This is a genomic window from Rhodanobacter sp. TND4EL1, from assembly GCF_054061035.1.
This window is the reverse complement of record NZ_JBSSDT010000002.1, coordinates 79913-96783: the sequence shown is the minus strand read 5'-3', so window position 1 is coordinate 96783 and position 16871 is coordinate 79913. Positions and strand designations below refer to the sequence as shown.

Genomic DNA, 16871 nt, shown 5'->3' with positions numbered 1-16871 from the left:
CGGATGGCGCACCGCTTTGCCGGTGCGCCATCGTTGTTTCCACTTACCAGTCGTACGTCACGCCAACCTGGACGTAACGCGGTGCCTCCGTGTACTCGGCACGACGGTAGTTGATGCTGGGCGAACTCAACTTTCCGAAGTTCGGATAGAGCTGCGTCGCATTCTGCTCGTTGAACACGTTGTGCACCTGCAACTGGAACGCGAGCTTCTTGCCCGCCCACAGCGGCCGGTATTCACCACTCAGATTCAGCTGATGAACCCACGGCGTATTACCCGTCGAGCCACCCGGAGCGGGCTTGCCACCACACCAGTGGTAGTAGTTGGCATAGCCATCGCCGGTGATTTCGTTCGGACCGAGATAACCCAGGCACATCGCGGGGGTACCTGACGCCAGGGTCAGGATGCCGCTGATCATCCATTCCGGGGCGATCTGATAAGAACCGTAGGCCTTGAGCACATGCTTGCGGTTGTTCGCCTGCAAGCCATTGGCGTACTGCATCATCGAACCGAAGTCCCACTGAGTCGTGATCGAACCCGACGAACCGCCCTGGCCGATGCTCGACTCCACCGGGCCTTCCGTGCTGCCGTAGCTCTTGGAGAACACGTAGTCGATCTTGCCCTGCCACTTGCCGTCAAACGGGTGCTCCAGATAGGCCTCAAGCGAGTAGTACTTGCGAGTGGCCTTCGGGAAACCGAACTGTGCCGGGGATACGGTGAACTGGTTATAGCCACCCGCGCCATTCGACACGCGGAACGTGTTGGTCGAGCCCGGGTTGATCAGTACGCTGCCCTGAATGCCCAGGTCTGCCGGGGTACCGCACGGATTCGCCGGATCGTAGCCCGTCGGGTCATTGGCCAGGCCCTGCGCGTCCAGCTGCGACCGAATGCCGCCGTTCTGTGCAATCAGTTGCTGACATTCGGTAGCTCCGTCGGCGACGTCATCGATGATGCGACCGAGCTTGCGATACATGCCCTGCACGCCATACACCCACGACGAGTTGATCTGCTGCTGCATGCCCAGCACGAACTCGTCCTGGTATTCGGCCTTGAGGTTGCTCGAATGCACCGTGTTCGGATCAAGTGCCTGGCCGTACTCGTTGTTCAGCGAAACCGGCACGCCGGGACCCGAGGTCTGGCCCTTCGAATTGATCGGAATCAGTCCGCCCGGGATACCGTTCGCATCGATACTCGAGTAGGTGTAGTACTGCTGGGTGAAGGTAGACGAAGATGCCTCACGCAAGGCGACCGAGGTCGGCAGTGCCAGGTAGTAACGGCCGGCATTGCCGAAGATCTTCATGCTGGCATCGCCAAACACGTCCCAGCTGAAACCAAGCCGCGGCGCCCACTGGCCATGCGTCAGACGCGCGTAAGGCTTGCTGTTCGAGTTGTAGTTGGTGAACTGGTCATTGCGGATGCCCAGGTTCAGCAGCAGGTTGTCGTTGACCTGCCAGTTGTCCTGGATGTACTGCGCGTGCTGCTTGACCGAGAGCGAGGCAGAGGTCAGGAATACATACTTGCTGACCGAATAGACCTTGCCGGGGCTGGCCGGGTTGGTGCTGTTGGGGTAATTCGCCGGGTCATCAACCCAGGGCGACGTGGTCGGGCCGGTGCCCGCCTGATAACCACCCACGTTGACATAGTCCCAGGCGTAGCCCGGACCCGTCGTGATGCTGCCATCACCCAGATCCTGCGTCAGCTGGTTGTCGATACCGAACTGGATGTCATGGGGGCCAAGCTTCCAGTCCAGATCGATGCGCAGATTGCTCGTGCTCGACCTGTGGTCCTGGCTGCCTTCCTGCGCCTGCGTATTGGAGTTGGAATTGCCGTTGGGGCCGACACCAGGCAGGTTGGTGTTCTGCTGATCCGGACCGATGATGTTGGGCAACGGCGAAGCGACGGCGCCGGGGATCGCCGAGTAATACGTGCCTGACAGCTTGCCGTACATGGCATTCACGGTCAGGTTGTCGGTGATGTATCCGGTGTACTTGCCGACCCAGATGCCGAACGCGTTCTTGGTCGACGGATCGTAGCTGTCGAAGGCGCCCTTCTGGTGAGCCGTGTTGTCGTAAAGGAACTCGCTGCCCTGGAACTGATCCTTGTTCCGGATGCCCGTCAACGAAATGATGTTGCTGTCGTTGATGTTCCAGTCCAGCTTGGCGTAGAACTTGGGATCGCTGAATTTCTGTTCATCGATATGCCCGTTGCCGACGCTGCCATTCACGGCTCCCTGTGTCTTGGAAGCTTCGGCCGACACGAAGAAGAACAACTTGTCCTTGATCAGCGGACCACTGACGTAGGCGTCGTAAACCGTCTGCCACTGGGTGTTGGGCTGACGATAGCGGTACATCGTGCCGACCGTGGTCGGCCGCAGCGGGTTGGCATACAGGATGTTGTCGGTGGAGGATCGCGCGAACGCCGGCTGCCACAGCGCCTGGGCGCCGAAATGCCAGTCGTTGGTGCCGCTCTTGCCGATCTGGCTGATCACGCCGCCGGCCGAACGGCCATACGCTGCGCCGTAACCGCTGGTCAGGGTTTCCTGCTGCTCGATGGAGCCGTACGGAAGCGTGATGCCGCCCTGGTTTGCCAGCGGATCGGAGGTGTTGAATCCGTTGATGTAATAAGCATTTTCCTGAGCCGACGCGCCGCCAAAGGACACCAGCGGTGCACCCGTCGGACCGCTGCCCAGCGCACCAGCGGCCGCAACCGTACCCGGGGCCAGCAACGCAATGGCCTCACCGGAACGGGCGAGCGGCAGCTGCGAAAGCTGCTGGGCGGTGATCACCTGACTCTGGCGGGTCGAGGAAACGTCGATCGCCGGCAGCGCATTGGCCGTGACCGTGACCATGCTGAGGTTCTCGGCGTTCTTGCTGCTCGCCCCGGCGAAGTCCACCGCGGCGCCGCTCGAAACGTTTGGCTCGACATTGGTCTTGGACTGGATCACCTGTCCGTTCTGGATCAGGTTCACCGTATAGCTGCCCACCGGAACCGCAATCGAGTAACGACCTGCGCTGTCCACAGGCACGGTGCGGTTGAAGCCGGAGCCGCCGACGACCTGCACTGTTTCGCCATTGGCGACTGGAGCCTGACCGAAAATGCGACCCGTGGTGGCCTGCGCGAACGCCTGCCCGGACAAGCCCATGGTCGCGGCAATGGCAACAGCCAGTGCAGTGTGGCGTACAGACGCTTTAGTAATGCGCGTCAAATTTTTGCTGTTCATGTTGGATAGGTTCCCCACCGGCCAGAACTTTGGAAAGAGTTGAATAAACAGCTGTTTCAACTGGACTCATCGTCTTGTTGATGCAGCCAATTCAAACTGCTTGTCTTTTTTGGAAGACGCGCTTTCATTACGAGCGTGTTAGCAATTTGTTGTCGGACACTAAGCGTCAACATAACAAAAAGTCAACAACATCATATTGCGTGAAAACGCATGTTTTTACGTTAATTGACGACGCACTGGAGATAATCGAAAGTTATTGCGGAAAAATAATCTCTCGGGCCCGCATAATGCTCATTCGTGATTAATCGGCATTAGCGTGTTCAACGCAGGTTGTTGCGTACTCCAGACGCCGAGGCCGACAGTTTCACCGCCAAACCAAGGATGATCCGGGCGACTGGAAGCCCCCCCGGCTCTCGTCGGACCAGATGAACGGCAAGCGCGGAGAGTCAGCGCCTCAAGGGGCCTTTATCCGGATGGTCTTCTCGGCCAAGGTCTTTCCCGCTGCATTGCGGGCATGCAGCTGGTAGGCGCCTGGGCGCAGGTACAGCTTGCTGCTGGCATAAGGCGCAGTGAAGGCATAGCTGTCGGCCGGCGTGGCGTCATCGGACTCGCGGCTGTAAACGGCGCTGACGACGCATGGCAGGTCTTTTCTGCACATGATCGTATCAATGGGAAAGGGATATCGTTGTCCGGCGAGGGTCAACCATTTCGGACGAGGCATCTGATTAAACGAGGTCATTGATCCGGCCACCAGCCTGGATGGGTCGCGGACGTTCTTGAGTGTGGCGCCGCCGAATTGAGTCAGCGCGGTATCCCCGAACGTTTTTACATCGAGCGCCTCGGGCAAGATCACATTCATGTCATAAAAGTCCGGCAACGCACTCCATGGCTTGCCCGTGATGCGATTGACCAGCACCTCGGGGGATCGCGTCGGGAATCGATGGATCAACACATGGTAAGCATCGGAAGCTTCCGGGCCGGACTCAAGAAATTGAGTCTGGTCGATCGACAGCGGGGCGAAGCCGGTCAACGCCGCCAGCTTCATCGCCATCGGCTCGATGTCGTCAAGACGCCCGCGGGCCTTGTCGATATGTGCATAGCCGGCGTGGACGAAGAGGCGTGCCTGCGGATCCCTGGCAAACACCTTCTGGAACAGCGCATTGGCCTGTGCAGCATCACGCAACTGCGGATCCAGCAGGGTGCTGTCATAGGGCACGATGGTGAAACCCAGCCGGATCGCTTCGCGTATCACGTCGCCGTAGAGCGGCTCCTGCAGGTATTCGGTGCCGCTGCGCCTGATCGGATAGCCACGGCGCATCAAACCGGGATCATCGTCCCCCAGCGCCTCGGCCGCAAAGTACTTGAATCCCAGCTCGCGCAGCCGCGGCAGCAGCGCAAGGGTAAGAACCCGTGTATGCGCGACGTGGTGTGCTTCGTTGATCAGCACGATGCGTCGATCAACGGCGAGCTTCGCGATGACGTCGACCGCGTCGGCACTTTTCCATTCGTCGCGATCGGCCAGAACCAGATTGGGTGGCGGCTCGCTCTTGAGCGGAAAACTCAACACCGCCTGGTTGTACAGCCCCAACTCGTCCAGCGAGAACGAGCGGAATTGGCCCGCCATCAGCTGGTTCGACGCAGAGAGGCCGGGCATCGCCTGCTGCAGATACTGGTAGCGAGCCAGCTGGCTGGGCTGCTTCCGCATCTGCCGGAACATCTCGATCCCTTCCCGATCATAGGACCGGGCAATCGCACTGCTGAAAGTCAGCGCCGCGACGAGAAACACGTTCAGCCGGAAAAGACTTTTCGACATGGGAATCGACTGGCAAACCCGCGGCGACCAAGCGTGCGCGCGAATTGCGCATACAACAAGTACCCGACGCGTTCGACAATGGATGGCGCACTGGCAGCGCCTGCCTCCCGAGCGCACTCTCGACATGGCGACGCGCCGGCCAGCTTCCGGACCGGCGCCCATGCCGACATGCGTTCCGCACCTGCCCACCCCTCGGCCGGTGCGGCATCGGATCATTCCGTTTCCGGATCCTCCTCAAAGCGCAGGTGCTTCACGCTGCGGCCATTGCGGCGCACCAGCTTGAGCGCCTCGATGCCGATCTTGATATGCGCCTCGACGTACTTTGCCGTGATGCTGCGATCGCTCGCTTCGGTCTTCACGCCCTCCGGCACCATCGGCTGGTCCGACACCAGCAGCAACGCACCACACGGAATCCGGTTGGCGAAGCCCGCCGCGAAGATCGTCGCGGTCTCCATGTCCACCGCCATGCAGCGGGTGCGCCGCAGGTATTCCTTGAACGTGTCGTCGTGTTCCCACACACGCCGGTTGGTGGTGTAAACCGTGCCGGTCCAGTAATCGTGGCCCAGGTCGCGAATCATGGTGGACACCGCGCGCTGCAGCTGGAAGGCGGGCAGCGCCGGCACCTCCGGCGGCAGGTAGTCATTGCTGGTGCCCTCGCCGCGGATCGCCGCGATCGGCAACACCAGGTCGCCCAGCTGGTTCTTCTTCTTGACGCCGCCACATTTGCCGAGGAACAAGGCCGCTTGGGGGCCGATGGCACTGAGCAAGTCCATCATGGTCGCCGCGTTGGGACTGCCCATGCCGAAGTTGATCATGGTGATGCCGTCGGCCGTGGCATTCGGCATCGGTCGGTCGCGTCCTTGGACTTCCACGCCATGCCATTGCGCGAACAACTCCACGTAATTCCCGAAATTGGTCAGCAAAACATGTTCGCCGAACTGTTCCAGCGGGGTACCGGTGTAGCGCGGCAGCCAGTTGGAGACGATTTCCTGTTTGTTCTTCATCTGAGGTCTTGCCCGAATCAGGGTTGCCGACGACGCCACGCCGGCGAGATGCCAGTTTTTGTCGCTTCATCTTAGGGTGGCCGTTGGCACCCCGCCAGCCGGGCTGGAGGCGGCAGCGCTCGAAAGCTGCGACGGACGCCACAAACGCCGCCCCCATGCTATGTTTCGGCTGCCATCAAAGAGCGGGGGGATTACCTGATGCGGATGGGTCTGGCAATTGATGCGGCTTGCGATATTTCGCAGGAGTTCCTGCAGAAACACAACGTCTCGGTCATGCCGATCACGATCAAGATCGATCGGGAAGTTTTCATGGACGATCGCCGGCCGGAAGAGATCCAGCGATTCATCGACCGTCGGCTGGGCAACCGCAGCCATTCGGCGGAAACCGAGCCGTGCCCGGTGGACGATGTCCAGAAGCTGTTCCTCGAGAAGCTGGTGCTGGAGCAGGACTGCGTGTTCTGCCTGACCATCACCGCCACCCGCAGCCCGATCAACGAGCACGTCAACAAGGCCAGCTTCGGCATCCTCAAGAACTATCGCCAGGTGCGCGACCAGGCCGGCGTCCCCGGCCCGTTCATGATGCGCGTGATCGATACGCGCAACGTGTTCGCCGGCGCGGCACCGGCGATCTATGAGGCGGCCCGCCTGATCGCCGCGGACGAACCGCCGGCAACCATCCGGGAGCGGCTCACCCACATCGCCAACCACACCTACGGCTACATGCTGCCGCGCGACCTGTACTACCTGCGTGCGCGCGCCAAGAAGAAGAATGATCGCAGCGTCGGCCTGGTCAGTGCGATGCTCGGCTCGGCGTTGGACATCAAGCCGATCCTGCGTTGCTTCCAGGGCGAGACCGGCCCGGTCGGCAAGGTGCGTGGCTTCGAGCAGGGCGCCGAAGCACTGTTTGGCTATGTCACCCAGCGCGTGCGCGCCGGCCTGATGGTGCCGGTGGTATGTGCCAGTTATGGCGGCGACCTTGCCGTGCTGTCCCATCTTCCCGGTTACCGGGAGCTGCGACAGGCTTGCGAGGAATGCGGCGTGGAACTGATGGAAGCACCGATGAGCATCACCGGCATGGTCAATGTGGGCGAAGGCGCGGTCACCATCGGCTTCGCCGCCGAGGATCACGTCGCCGAGTTCTGAGCGTCATCGCGCGAATGCGCCGTGCGACCACCGCGCGGATTCAGAACCCGTAATTGAGGAAGCCACCGTCGACCGCCAGCACCTGGCCGGTGATATAGCTGGCCGCGGGCAGGCACAGGAAGGCGATCGCCGCGGCCACCTCCTCGGGTTCACCGATGCGATCCAGCGGAGTGCGATCGAGCACTTCATCAAGATAGTCAGTACCGGTCAGCGCCGGCTCGGAACGTTGGGTGCGGATGTACCACGGCGCCACCGCATTGACCCGGATGCCGTCCACCGCCCATTCCGCGGCAAGGTTGCGGGTGAGCTGGTGCAGCGCGGCCTTGCTCATGCCGTAGGGCGAGCCGGTACGCACATGGGTCATCCCGGACACCGAGCCCACATTGACGATGGCCGCGTGCGCATGCTGGACCAGTTGCGGGTGCGCCAGCCGGCACATCTCGAATGCACTGAACAGGTTCTGCTCGAAGATCGCGCGGTAGCCGTCCTCGCGATAGTCCAGTGTGGCCCCCGGCTGGTTGCCGCCGGCGTTGTTGACCAGCAGTGACAGCGGGGTACCCAGGTCGGCAATCCAGTCGAACACCGCCAGCCGGTCCTCCGACTCACTCACGTCGGCGGCGAACGCCATCACCTCACTGGCGGGAAAATCGTCGGCCAGCTCGATCCTGACCTGCTCCAGATAGTCCGCATCACGGGCGACCAGCAACAAATGGGCACCCAGACCGGCCAGTTCGCGCGCGGTGGCGTAGCCGATGCCCTTGCTGGCACCGGTGATCAGGGCGTTGTGGCCTTGCAGTTGCCAGGCATCGAGACGGCTGTTCATGCAGCCAGCTTAAAGCGTCGCCCGCATGCTGCCAACGCGTTCCTTGCCTGCCGCCATCGCTGGCGGGACACTCGGCGCATCCATCAAGCACATGCACGGGAACCACCATGAAGCTGCTGCCGATCCTGCTCTGTCTTGTCGCGCTCGGCGCGTGTTCGCGCAAGCCACCGGAACCCCAGGCGAAACCGGCTGCTGTCAGCACCCCGTTCGACGCGATGCGCGCCGACGAGCAACGCGCCAAAGACGTGAGCAAGACCCTGGAAAAACAGTCCGATGACCAGCGCAAGCAGATCGAGGCCGCGCAGTAGCATCGCATCCTGTACGCGATGCTTGCGCGCTGGTCTGCGCGTCAGCATCTTCCCGGACGAAGACCGTCCCGGGAAAAACCGACGCGACACGACCGGGGTCTTCCGGACGCCACCTGGCCGGCTCAATGCGGCCGGCAGAGACAGTCCGCGTAGATGTTTGGCGTACCCGCACGGGCATGGCGCAGCAGCTGAAGTTCGGGTGCCCTCGCCGGCAACTGCGCGACCCAGCTCGGCAGGCGCACGCCGAATGACTGCAACAAATGCACGCTGGCGCTCTGGTTGAGACCGATCAGGAAGCGCTCGAAGCCACCCTGCGGAGGCTCCACGTAACGCACCGGATAACCCTTGTCCAGATGCGCCAGGCCGGCCGCTGCGGCCACCGCGGCATCCAGTCCGCCGAGCTGATCGACCAGGCCACGCTGCAGCGCCTGCTGGCCGGTCCACACCCGTCCCTGCGCGATCGCGTCGATCGCCTCGTAACTCTTGCCGCGTGCTTTCGCCACGTTGCCGACGAAATCCCGGTAACCCTTGTCGATGATCGCCTGGATCACCGTGCCGACTTTCGGATCGAGCGGACGGGTGATGTCGAATGCCCCGGCCATCGGCCCGGTGCTGATGCCGTCGCTCTGCACACCCAGCTTGGCCAGCGTGCCCGGCACCGTGTAATACAGGCCGAAAATGCCGATCGAACCGGTGATCGTGTTCGGCTCGGCGAAGATGCGGTTGGCATTCATCGAGATCCAGTAGCCGCCGCTGGCCGCCACGTCACCCATCGAAACCACCACCGGAATGCCCGCTTCCCGGGTCAGCTCGATCTCGCGACGGATCTGTTCGGCGGCAAACACTTCGCCGCCGGGCGAGTTGACCCGCAGCACCAACGCCTTGGTCTGGCGATCCTCGCGCGCGCTGCGCACCAGTGCCGCCGTGGACTCGCCACCGATCGAACCGGGTCCGCGCTTGCCGCTGGCGATCTCGCCCTCGGCCACCACGATCGCCACGCCCGGACCGGACCGGTCGTCCTCGGTCGACACTGCCGTCGCATAACGGGCAAACGCGATCTGGCGGAAGCTGTCGCCCTTGCGGTTGGCCGGCACGCCCTCCTTGCGCATCATCGCGATCAGCTGGGCGCGGGTGGCCAGCCCGTCCACCAGATGCTGATTCACGGCCAGCTCGGCGAGGTTGCCGCCGGTGCTGGCGATATGTTCGGGCAGGTTGTCGATGTCATCGCGCAACGTCGCCGGATCCAGCTTGCGCAGTTGCGCCACCTCGGCCAGATAGCCATCCCACAGGCCGCCCATCCAGTAGCTGTCCGCCTGCTTCGCCTCGGCCGAGGCATGGTCAAGGATGTACGGCTCTGCGGCGCTCTTGAACTCGCCCACACGGAACAGATGAACGTCTACGCCGAGCTTGTCGAGCAGATCCTTGTAGAACAGCCGGTAACTGGCCAGCCCGGTCATCATCACCCCGCCCTGCGGGTCGACCAGCAGGCGGTCGGCGTGCGCGGCCAGGTAGTACTGGCCCTGATCGAGGTTCACGCCCCAGGCGATCACCGGCTTGCCTGCCGCGCGGAATCGGTCCAGCGCCGCGCCGACTTCGCGCAGCGCGGCGAAGCCGCCACCTTGCAGTTCGTCCGGCAACAGCAGGATGCGGCTGATCCGCTTGTCCTTTGCCGCGGCGTCAATCGCACCGACCAGATCGCGCAACTGCACCTGTTTCGGCTCCTCGCCGGACAGCCGCGCCAGCGCGCCCTGCAGCGGATCGATGCTGGATTGCTCGACCAGCTGGCCCTGCGGCTTGATCACCAGCACGCTGTCGGACTGCACGTTGCGATCCACGCCCGCGCCGAGCACCAGCAGCAGGATGAACAGCAAGCCGAAGAACACCAGGTTGATGATCACCAGCCGGAAGCCGTTGATGAAACGTCCCACGGCACACAGGAAAGCCCAGAAGCCGTTGCGGCGAAGCGGTGGTGGTGAGGTCATGCGATGGATATCCAGGTGTGGAGGGGGCCAGCGTAGCGGTTCAGGCGGGTGCGACCAGCGGCAGATGGCGACGCCAGCGCTGCTTCCAGGCGCTGCGCCAGAAGCGCGTGAACAACATCACCGCCGCCACCGACAAACCGGCGATCAGGCCGATCCACATGCCGCGCGCGCCCATGCCGTGATGGAAGGTCAGCCACCAACCCACCGGCATGCCGACAATCCAGTACGCAAACAGGGTGATCGCCATCGGCACGCGGGTGTCCTTGAGGCCGCGCAGGGCGCCGTTTGCAGCCACCTGGACGCCATCGGAAAACTGGAACAGGCCGGCCAGCATGATCAGCTGAACCGCCAGCGCAATCACCTTCGGGTCGTGCGTATACAACGCGGCAATGTAGTGCGGGAAGATCAGCATCAAGGCGGCCGAAAACAGCTGGGTGACCAGCGTCAGGCCGATTCCGCAGAAGCCGGCGTAGCGCACGCCGCGTTCATCGCCCCGACCCACCGCGTTGCCCACGCGCACGGTGATTGCCATGGCCAGGCCCAGCGGAATCATGAAGAACAGCGAGGCAATGTTGAGCGCGACCTGATGGCTGGCGATCACGTCTTCGCCCAGCGTGGCGATGATCAGCGCGGTGGCCACGAACAGGCCGGCCTCGGCCAGCAGGGACACCGCCATCGGCAGGCCGATATGCATCAGTTGGCCGATGCGGCGCAGGTCCGGCCCTTCGAAACGTTCGAACAGGCCCAGACCGTGATAGTTGCGCCGGAAGATCACATAGATGCCGAACGCCAGCATTTCCAGCCACAACACGATCGCCGTGGCCACGCCGCAACCGTGCGCCCCCTGCGGCGGAATGCCCAGCTTGCCGAACATCAGCACGTAGCCCAGCGGCACCAGCAACACCAGGCCGCCGAGGCTGAAGTACATCGACGGCCGGGTCATCGACAGACCTTCGGACAGTCCACGCAGGGCGAAATAGATGGTCAGTGCCGGCGCGCCCCAGCTGATCGCCAGCAGGAAGCGCTGCACATCGTGGCGCAGGCTCGGGGTCACCCCGATCATGTCGATCAGCGGCCCCGCATGACGCACCGCGAACCACAGCAGCACCCCCATGCCCAGCGCCAGCCACAGCGCCTGATGAAAAACCGAACCCACCTCAATGCGCCGACCTGCGCCATCGAGCTGGGCCACGGAGGGGGGCACCGCCATCATCATGCCGATGCCGCTGACGATCGCCAGCGACCAGATGCTCGCGCCCACCGCCACCGCACCCAGCACATGCGCACTGACGTGACCGGCCAGCACGGCGTCGATCACATTGCTGCCGATCGCCGCGACCTGGGCGCAGATCAGCGGCAGCGCAAGGCGCACGGTGGCGCGCACTTCATGCCACAGGTGCGCACGCTCGGGATGAAAGGGTTTCATGGGCACAGCAGACTCCAAGGCGGCACATTCTACCTGAGCCATAGGTCACGGCCGGTCAGCCGCCGGCATGTGCGAACATCTGCCGCTGCATCGGACGGGGATCATGATGAAGCAACTCAGCAACCATGAAGGACGGCATTGCGCCAATTGCGGTGCGCCGCTGGAGGGCGAGTTCTGCCACGAGTGCGGTCAATCCGTGCACAGCGTGCTCAAGCCGATGCACCACATGGTCGAGGAAACCATTGAGACCGTGCTGCACATCGATGGCCGCATCGTGCATACCCTGCCCCCGTTGCTGCTGAAGCCGGGCTTCCTGACGCTGGAATATTTCAGCGGGCGGCGGGTCCGTTACATCGCGCCGTTCCGTCTGATGTTCGTGCTGTGCCTGCTGGCGTTCTTCGTATGCCACTGGCGCGTCGAAAACAGCCACATCGAGCTCGGCCCGGATACCGAGCTCAACACGACGAACAATGCGTTCGACGGGGCCAACACGCCGGCTGCGGTGGAACTGGCCCTGCAACAACAATTGGCCGAGCTGCAGCGGGCGAATGCAGCGATGGGGCCGATAGGCAGCCTTGCCGCGCCGAATATGGCCAAGGCTGAGGAGGCCATGCGCCAGCAGGCTGCAGAACGGATCCAGGCGCTGGAAAAAGCACCAAGGACTGCAGCCTCGACGAAACCGGCGGTCGACCGGTCAGGCGAGGCCGCGGCCGATCACACGCAAGACGTCCACACCAAGATCAGTGACGACTGGCTGACCCGCCCATCGAGCATCCGGATTGCGTGGTTGCCTGGATTCGTCAATACGCGGCTAGCCTCGGGCTCCGATCGCCTCAAGGCCAATCTTCGTGCGATGAATTCCCCGGGTGCCAGCCGCCAGGAGGCCTACCACCGGATCCTGACGAATTTCTTCGGCGTGCTGCCGCCGACCATGTTCGTGATGATCCCGCTGTTCGCCCTGCTGCTCCAACTGTTCTACGTATTCCGCCGGCGGCTGTACATGGAACACCTGATCGTGGCGCTGCACAGTCACGCCTATATGTTTCTCAGCCTGTTGCTGGGGGTGTCCCTGGGAGTCATGTCCGACTGGCTGGCGCCGCATGCGGCTTGGATCAATCACCCGCTGCATTGGCTGGAGTGGGCCGTGGCGTTGTGGATACCGGTCTATCTGCTGATCACCCAGAAGCGCATCTATCGTCAGGGCTGGCCCATGACACTGCTGAAATTCTGGTGCATCGGCTGGTGCTACTTCTGGTTGCTGATCTTCGCGCTGATGGTGGCCGCCGCGCTCGGAATGGCCCATTGAATCCGCTCTTTTTGCGTGCCGGCCGGTGGTTTTACACAGCGTCAAGAGCCTGTCAAGGGACGCCGACAGCCTTTGTCAATTGTGTGAACCATGCCCGAACGCACTTTTCAATGCATTGATTTCAAACAATTTTTTTGGATGACCAAAACGTCGTCAAGTCGTCACGAAAGGCGCCAGCAAGCCCTTTGAAGCGCCCCTTCCCCGCTCCATCCACAGACTTATCCACAGGTGCTGTGGATAAGCTCAAAACCCCCTGCAGGGCAGCGACTTACCCGGGACTCCTCGATAATCGGGGAGCAAGGTCACGCAACTCGGCGCGACCACCTCTCGCCGGATTGCAAGCCGGATGAGGCAAGCCCGGCGAGTCCGCCAGTTACACTGGCCCGCCCATGAGATTGCCCATGCCTGCCGTCCTGCGCATCGCCCTGCCGGTGCCGTTGCCCACCTTGTTTGACTACCTGCCGCCCGCGGCGGGTGAGGCGCGGGTGGGCAGTCGGGTACTGGTCCCGTTCGGCCGCGGCAAGCGGGTTGGCGTGGTGGTGACGATCGAAGCTGCCGCGACCGTCGATGGCGGCCGCTTGAAGCAGGTCACGCGGCTGCTGGACGATGAGCCGCTGCTCGACGCCGAGTTGATGCAGACGCTGGCCTGGGCTGCTGACTACTGGCTCGGCGCGCCCGGCGAAGCCTATGCGAACGCGCTGCCGCTGGCCCTGCGCGAGACCAGACCGTTGCCGGCGATCGGCGATGAATACTGGTCGCTCACCGGCGCCGGCCACAGCGCCCACGCTGCCGGCAGTCGGCGCGGCGGCAGCAAGACCTTGCTGGACCTGCTCGCCGCTGGCGCGTTGAGCGCGCAGGAACTCACCGAGCGTCTGCCCGGCTGGCGCGAAGCTGGCCGCCGACTGGCCGCGGCCGCGTTGATCGAACGCAGCGAACGGCCGCCGCTCGACCACCGCCTGCCGCCAACGCTGGCGCCGCAGCTGAATGAGGAACAGCAGCAAGCGGTCGCCGAGGTCAGTACCAGCCTTGGCCAGTACCAACCCTTCCTGCTCGACGGCGTCACCGGCAGCGGCAAGACCGAGGTGTACCTGGCACTGATCGAGCAGGTGCTGGCCGATGGCAAGCAGGCGCTGCTGCTGGTACCGGAAATCGGCCTGGCGCCACAAACCGTACGGCGTCTGCGCGAACGGCTCGGGGTGATCGTCGAGGTGCTGCACTCGAACCTGTCAGAAGGCGACCGCGCCCGCGCCTGGTTGCGCGCGCGCGCCGGCACGGCGCGGGTCGTCCTGGGCACCCGTTCGGCGATCTTCACCCCGCTGCCGCAAGCCGGCCTGATCATCGTCGACGAGGAACACGACAGCGCCTACAAGCAGCAGGACGGCTTTCGCTACCACGCCCGCGACCTCGCCGTGGTGCGCGCCCGCGCGCTCGGCGTGCCGGTGCTGCTGGGGTCGGGTACGCCTTCGCTGGAGTCGCTGGCCAACGCCGAGGCGGGCCGCTACCGCACTTTGCACTTGCGCGCACGGCCCGGCGCGATACGGGCGCCGCAGGTGCAGATCATCGACATGCGCGGCCAACGACTGGAACACGGCATGTCGCCGGCCCTGCTGTCGGCAGTGACCGACACGGTCGCGCGCGGCGAACAGGCGCTGGTGTTCCGCAACCGCCGCGGCTACGCACCGGTACTGCTGTGCCACGCCTGCGGCTGGCATGCCGACTGTCCGCGCTGCGACCGACCGATGACCCTGCATGCCGGGCGACGCCAGCTGATCTGCCATCACTGCGATTATCGCCAGCGTCCGCCGCAGGTCTGCCCGACCTGCGGCGCCGGCGACCTGAAGCCGCAAGGCCAGGGCACCGAGCGGCTGGAGGAAGCACTGGTCACCCTGTTTCCGCAGGTGCCGGTGCTGCGAGTGGATCGCGAGACCACCCGCCGCCGCGACTCGTTCGAACAATTGCTGGCCACGCTGCAGGACGACCAGCCGGCGATCCTGGTCGGCACCCAGATGCTGGCCAAGGGCCATGACCTGCCCAACCTCACCCTGGTCGCCATCGTGGGCGTGGACGAGGGCCTGCACAGCATCGACTTCCGTGCCGGCGAGCGGCTGGCGCAACTGGTCGTGCAGGTGGCCGGCCGGGCGGGCCGCGCACGCAAGCCCGGGCGCGTGCTGCTGCAGACGCACCAGCCGGAACATCCGCTGCTGCGCAGCCTGCTGGCCCGCGGTTACGCGGCGGCCGCGCGCGACCTGCTGGCCGAGCGCCAGCTGATCCAGCTGCCGCCGTACAGTCACCAGGTTCTGCTTCGCGCCGAAGCGGTCCAGCGCGAGCTGGTGGACACCTTCCTGGCGGCCGCGCGCGCCGCGCTGCCCGACGACGACACGCTGCAGATCGCCGGCCCGATGCCCGCACCGATGCCGCTGCGCGCCGGACGTCATCGCGCCCAGCTGCTGCTGGAAGCCGACAACCGGCGAGTGCTGCACGGCATGCTGCGCTCATGGCAGCGAGCGCTCACCGCGCTGCCGGCCGGGCGCAAAGTGCGCTGGTCGCTGGATGTGGACCCGATCGACCTGTACTGAGCGGCTTCTGCTGACCGACCGGATCAGCTCGCGCCGCGCTCAGCCCTCGTCGGAACGGGGCGGAGCCGGCTTCACCAACCAGCGCACCGCCAGCACGCCAAGCTCGTAGAGCAGGCACATCGGAATCGCCAGCATGATCATCGAGGTGATGTCCGGCGGGGTGATGAAGGCGGCGATCGCGAACGCCCCGACAATGGCGTAACGACGACCGCTGCGCAGCTTGTCCACGTCGACGATGCCGACCGCGGCAAGCACCACCACCGCCACCGGCACTTCGAAACACAGCCCGAACGCGAAGAACATCAGCATCACGAAATCGAGGTAGTGGGTGATGTCGGTCATCATCTCCACACCCTGCGGCGTCACCGCCGTGAGGAAGCGGAAGGCCGCCGGCAGCACCAGGAAATAGGCGAACGCGCAGCCGACATAGAACAGCAGCAATGCGGCGGCGAGCAATGGACGCGCCAGCCGTTTCTCGTGCTTGTACAGACCCGGGCTCACGAACGCCCACAGCTGATACAGGATCATCGGCATGCTGATGAACAGCGCCGCGTAAAACGCCAGCTTCAGCGGCGTCACGAACGGACTGGCGACCTCGGTGGCGATCAGGTGCGCGCCCTGCGGCAGCCGTGCCACCAGCGGCGCCGCCAGCTCGGTGTAAAGGCGGTTGGCAAACGGCACAAGCGCCAGCAGCACCAGCAGCACGGTGGCGCAGGCTTTCAACAGACGCGTGCGCAGCTCCAGCAGATGCGAGAACAGGCCCTGCTGCAGATCGATGTCCGGTTCAGACGTTGCCATGCGGCGGCTCCGCAGAGGGTTTTGCCGGGGCGAACAGATCGCCGGTGCGGGTGTCTTCGCCAACTGTTGCCGGAGCACCCGCTTCGCTGACGGAGGCATCGGCGCGGGGATGCACTTCGTCGGCGGGCGCGTCGACGAGCGGGCGCATCACCGCCGGATTTTCCGCGTCCACCGGCACCGCCTCGTCGCGCGGCATCTCGCTGCCGAAGTGGCGTACCTTCTGCACGGCCACATCCAGTTCCGCCTGCGCCGCCTCGGCACGGGCGGCGGCCTCACGGGCAGTGCGCTTGATTTCCTCGATCTGCAACTCGCGTTCCACTTCGGCGCGCACGCCTTCCCAGCCGCTGCGCATGCGTCGCAGCAAGGCACCAGCGGTACGCGCTGCGCCGGGCAACTTTTCCGGGCCAAGCACGATCAGCGCGATGAGCGCGAGCAGCACCAGCTTGCCGAAGCTGATCTCGATCATCGCCGTGGC

General features: G+C 64.0%; 12 protein-coding genes. 4 read left to right on the top strand and 8 right to left on the bottom strand.

Annotation, left to right across the window (positions count from 1 at the left end; all coding sequences use genetic code 11):
- Nucleotides 1-43 precede the first annotated feature (43 nt).
- From ACVWWQ_RS07055 to ACVWWQ_RS07045, 3 genes are all read right to left on the bottom strand, one after another.
- Nucleotides 44-3217, bottom strand: a complete 3174-nt coding sequence (locus ACVWWQ_RS07055) for a TonB-dependent receptor (protein ID WP_457383343.1) — start codon at nucleotides 3215-3217, stop codon at nucleotides 44-46.
- Between the two features lie 454 nt (nucleotides 3218-3671).
- Nucleotides 3672-5003 (bottom strand): hypothetical protein, encoded by a 1332-nt coding sequence (locus ACVWWQ_RS07050; RefSeq protein WP_457383342.1) that lies wholly within the window; start codon nucleotides 5001-5003, stop codon nucleotides 3672-3674.
- Nucleotides 5004-5242: 239 nt separating this feature from the next.
- Nucleotides 5243-6034 (bottom strand): AMP nucleosidase, encoded by a 792-nt coding sequence (locus ACVWWQ_RS07045; RefSeq protein ID WP_099652931.1) that lies wholly within the window; start codon nucleotides 6032-6034, stop codon nucleotides 5243-5245.
- A gap of 198 nt (nucleotides 6035-6232) precedes the next feature.
- Between ACVWWQ_RS07045 and ACVWWQ_RS07040 the strand changes: the two genes are divergently transcribed.
- Nucleotides 6233-7177, top strand: a complete 945-nt coding sequence (locus ACVWWQ_RS07040; RefSeq protein ID WP_199107339.1) for a DegV family protein — start codon at nucleotides 6233-6235, stop codon at nucleotides 7175-7177.
- Between the two features lie 40 nt (nucleotides 7178-7217).
- On the opposite strand, the gene ACVWWQ_RS07035 is transcribed toward ACVWWQ_RS07040, so the two are convergent.
- Nucleotides 7218-8000: an SDR family oxidoreductase gene (locus tag ACVWWQ_RS07035; protein WP_133948495.1), complete on the bottom strand. Its 783-nt coding sequence runs from the start codon at nucleotides 7998-8000 to the stop codon at nucleotides 7218-7220.
- Between the two features lie 107 nt (nucleotides 8001-8107).
- Here ACVWWQ_RS07035 and ACVWWQ_RS07030 point away from each other — a divergent pair, with 107 nt between their 5' ends.
- Nucleotides 8108-8308 carry a hypothetical protein gene (locus ACVWWQ_RS07030; protein ID WP_099652934.1) on the top strand — a complete coding sequence of 67 codons (201 nt, stop codon included), beginning with the start codon at nucleotides 8108-8110 and terminating at the stop codon, nucleotides 8306-8308.
- 122 nt (nucleotides 8309-8430) lie between these two features.
- Here ACVWWQ_RS07030 and sppA read toward each other — a convergent pair whose 3' ends face one another.
- Both sppA and ACVWWQ_RS07020 read right to left on the bottom strand, forming a co-directional pair.
- Complete coding sequence (gene sppA, locus ACVWWQ_RS07025; RefSeq protein ID WP_133948497.1) at nucleotides 8431-10290, bottom strand: signal peptide peptidase SppA; 1860 nt, start codon at nucleotides 10288-10290, stop codon at nucleotides 8431-8433.
- 40 nt (nucleotides 10291-10330) lie between these two features.
- Nucleotides 10331-11716, bottom strand: a complete 1386-nt coding sequence (locus tag ACVWWQ_RS07020; RefSeq protein ID WP_099652936.1) for an MATE family efflux transporter — start codon at nucleotides 11714-11716, stop codon at nucleotides 10331-10333.
- Nucleotides 11717-11819: 103 nt separating this feature from the next.
- On the opposite strand from ACVWWQ_RS07020, the gene ACVWWQ_RS07015 reads away from it, so the two are divergent.
- Both ACVWWQ_RS07015 and ACVWWQ_RS07010 read left to right on the top strand, forming a co-directional pair.
- Complete coding sequence (locus ACVWWQ_RS07015; protein ID WP_457383341.1) at nucleotides 11820-13022, top strand: DUF3667 domain-containing protein; 1203 nt, start codon at nucleotides 11820-11822, stop codon at nucleotides 13020-13022.
- Between the two features lie 401 nt (nucleotides 13023-13423).
- Nucleotides 13424-15598 carry a primosomal protein N' gene (locus tag ACVWWQ_RS07010; RefSeq protein ID WP_133948499.1) on the top strand — a complete coding sequence of 725 codons (2175 nt, stop codon included), beginning with the start codon at nucleotides 13424-13426 and terminating at the stop codon, nucleotides 15596-15598.
- Between the two features lie 39 nt (nucleotides 15599-15637).
- Here the strand turns inward: ACVWWQ_RS07010 and tatC are convergent, their stop codons facing one another.
- A complete protein-coding gene (tatC, locus tag ACVWWQ_RS07005) occupies nucleotides 15638-16396 on the bottom strand; it encodes a twin-arginine translocase subunit TatC (protein WP_099652938.1) in 759 nt (252 codons plus the stop codon).
- Nucleotides 16383-16862, bottom strand: coding sequence for a Sec-independent protein translocase protein TatB (gene tatB, locus ACVWWQ_RS07000; protein ID WP_133948501.1), 480 nt, complete (start codon nucleotides 16860-16862; stop codon nucleotides 16383-16385). The genes tatC and tatB overlap by 14 nt, the downstream gene beginning before the upstream one ends.
- Nucleotides 16863-16871 lie beyond the last annotated feature (9 nt).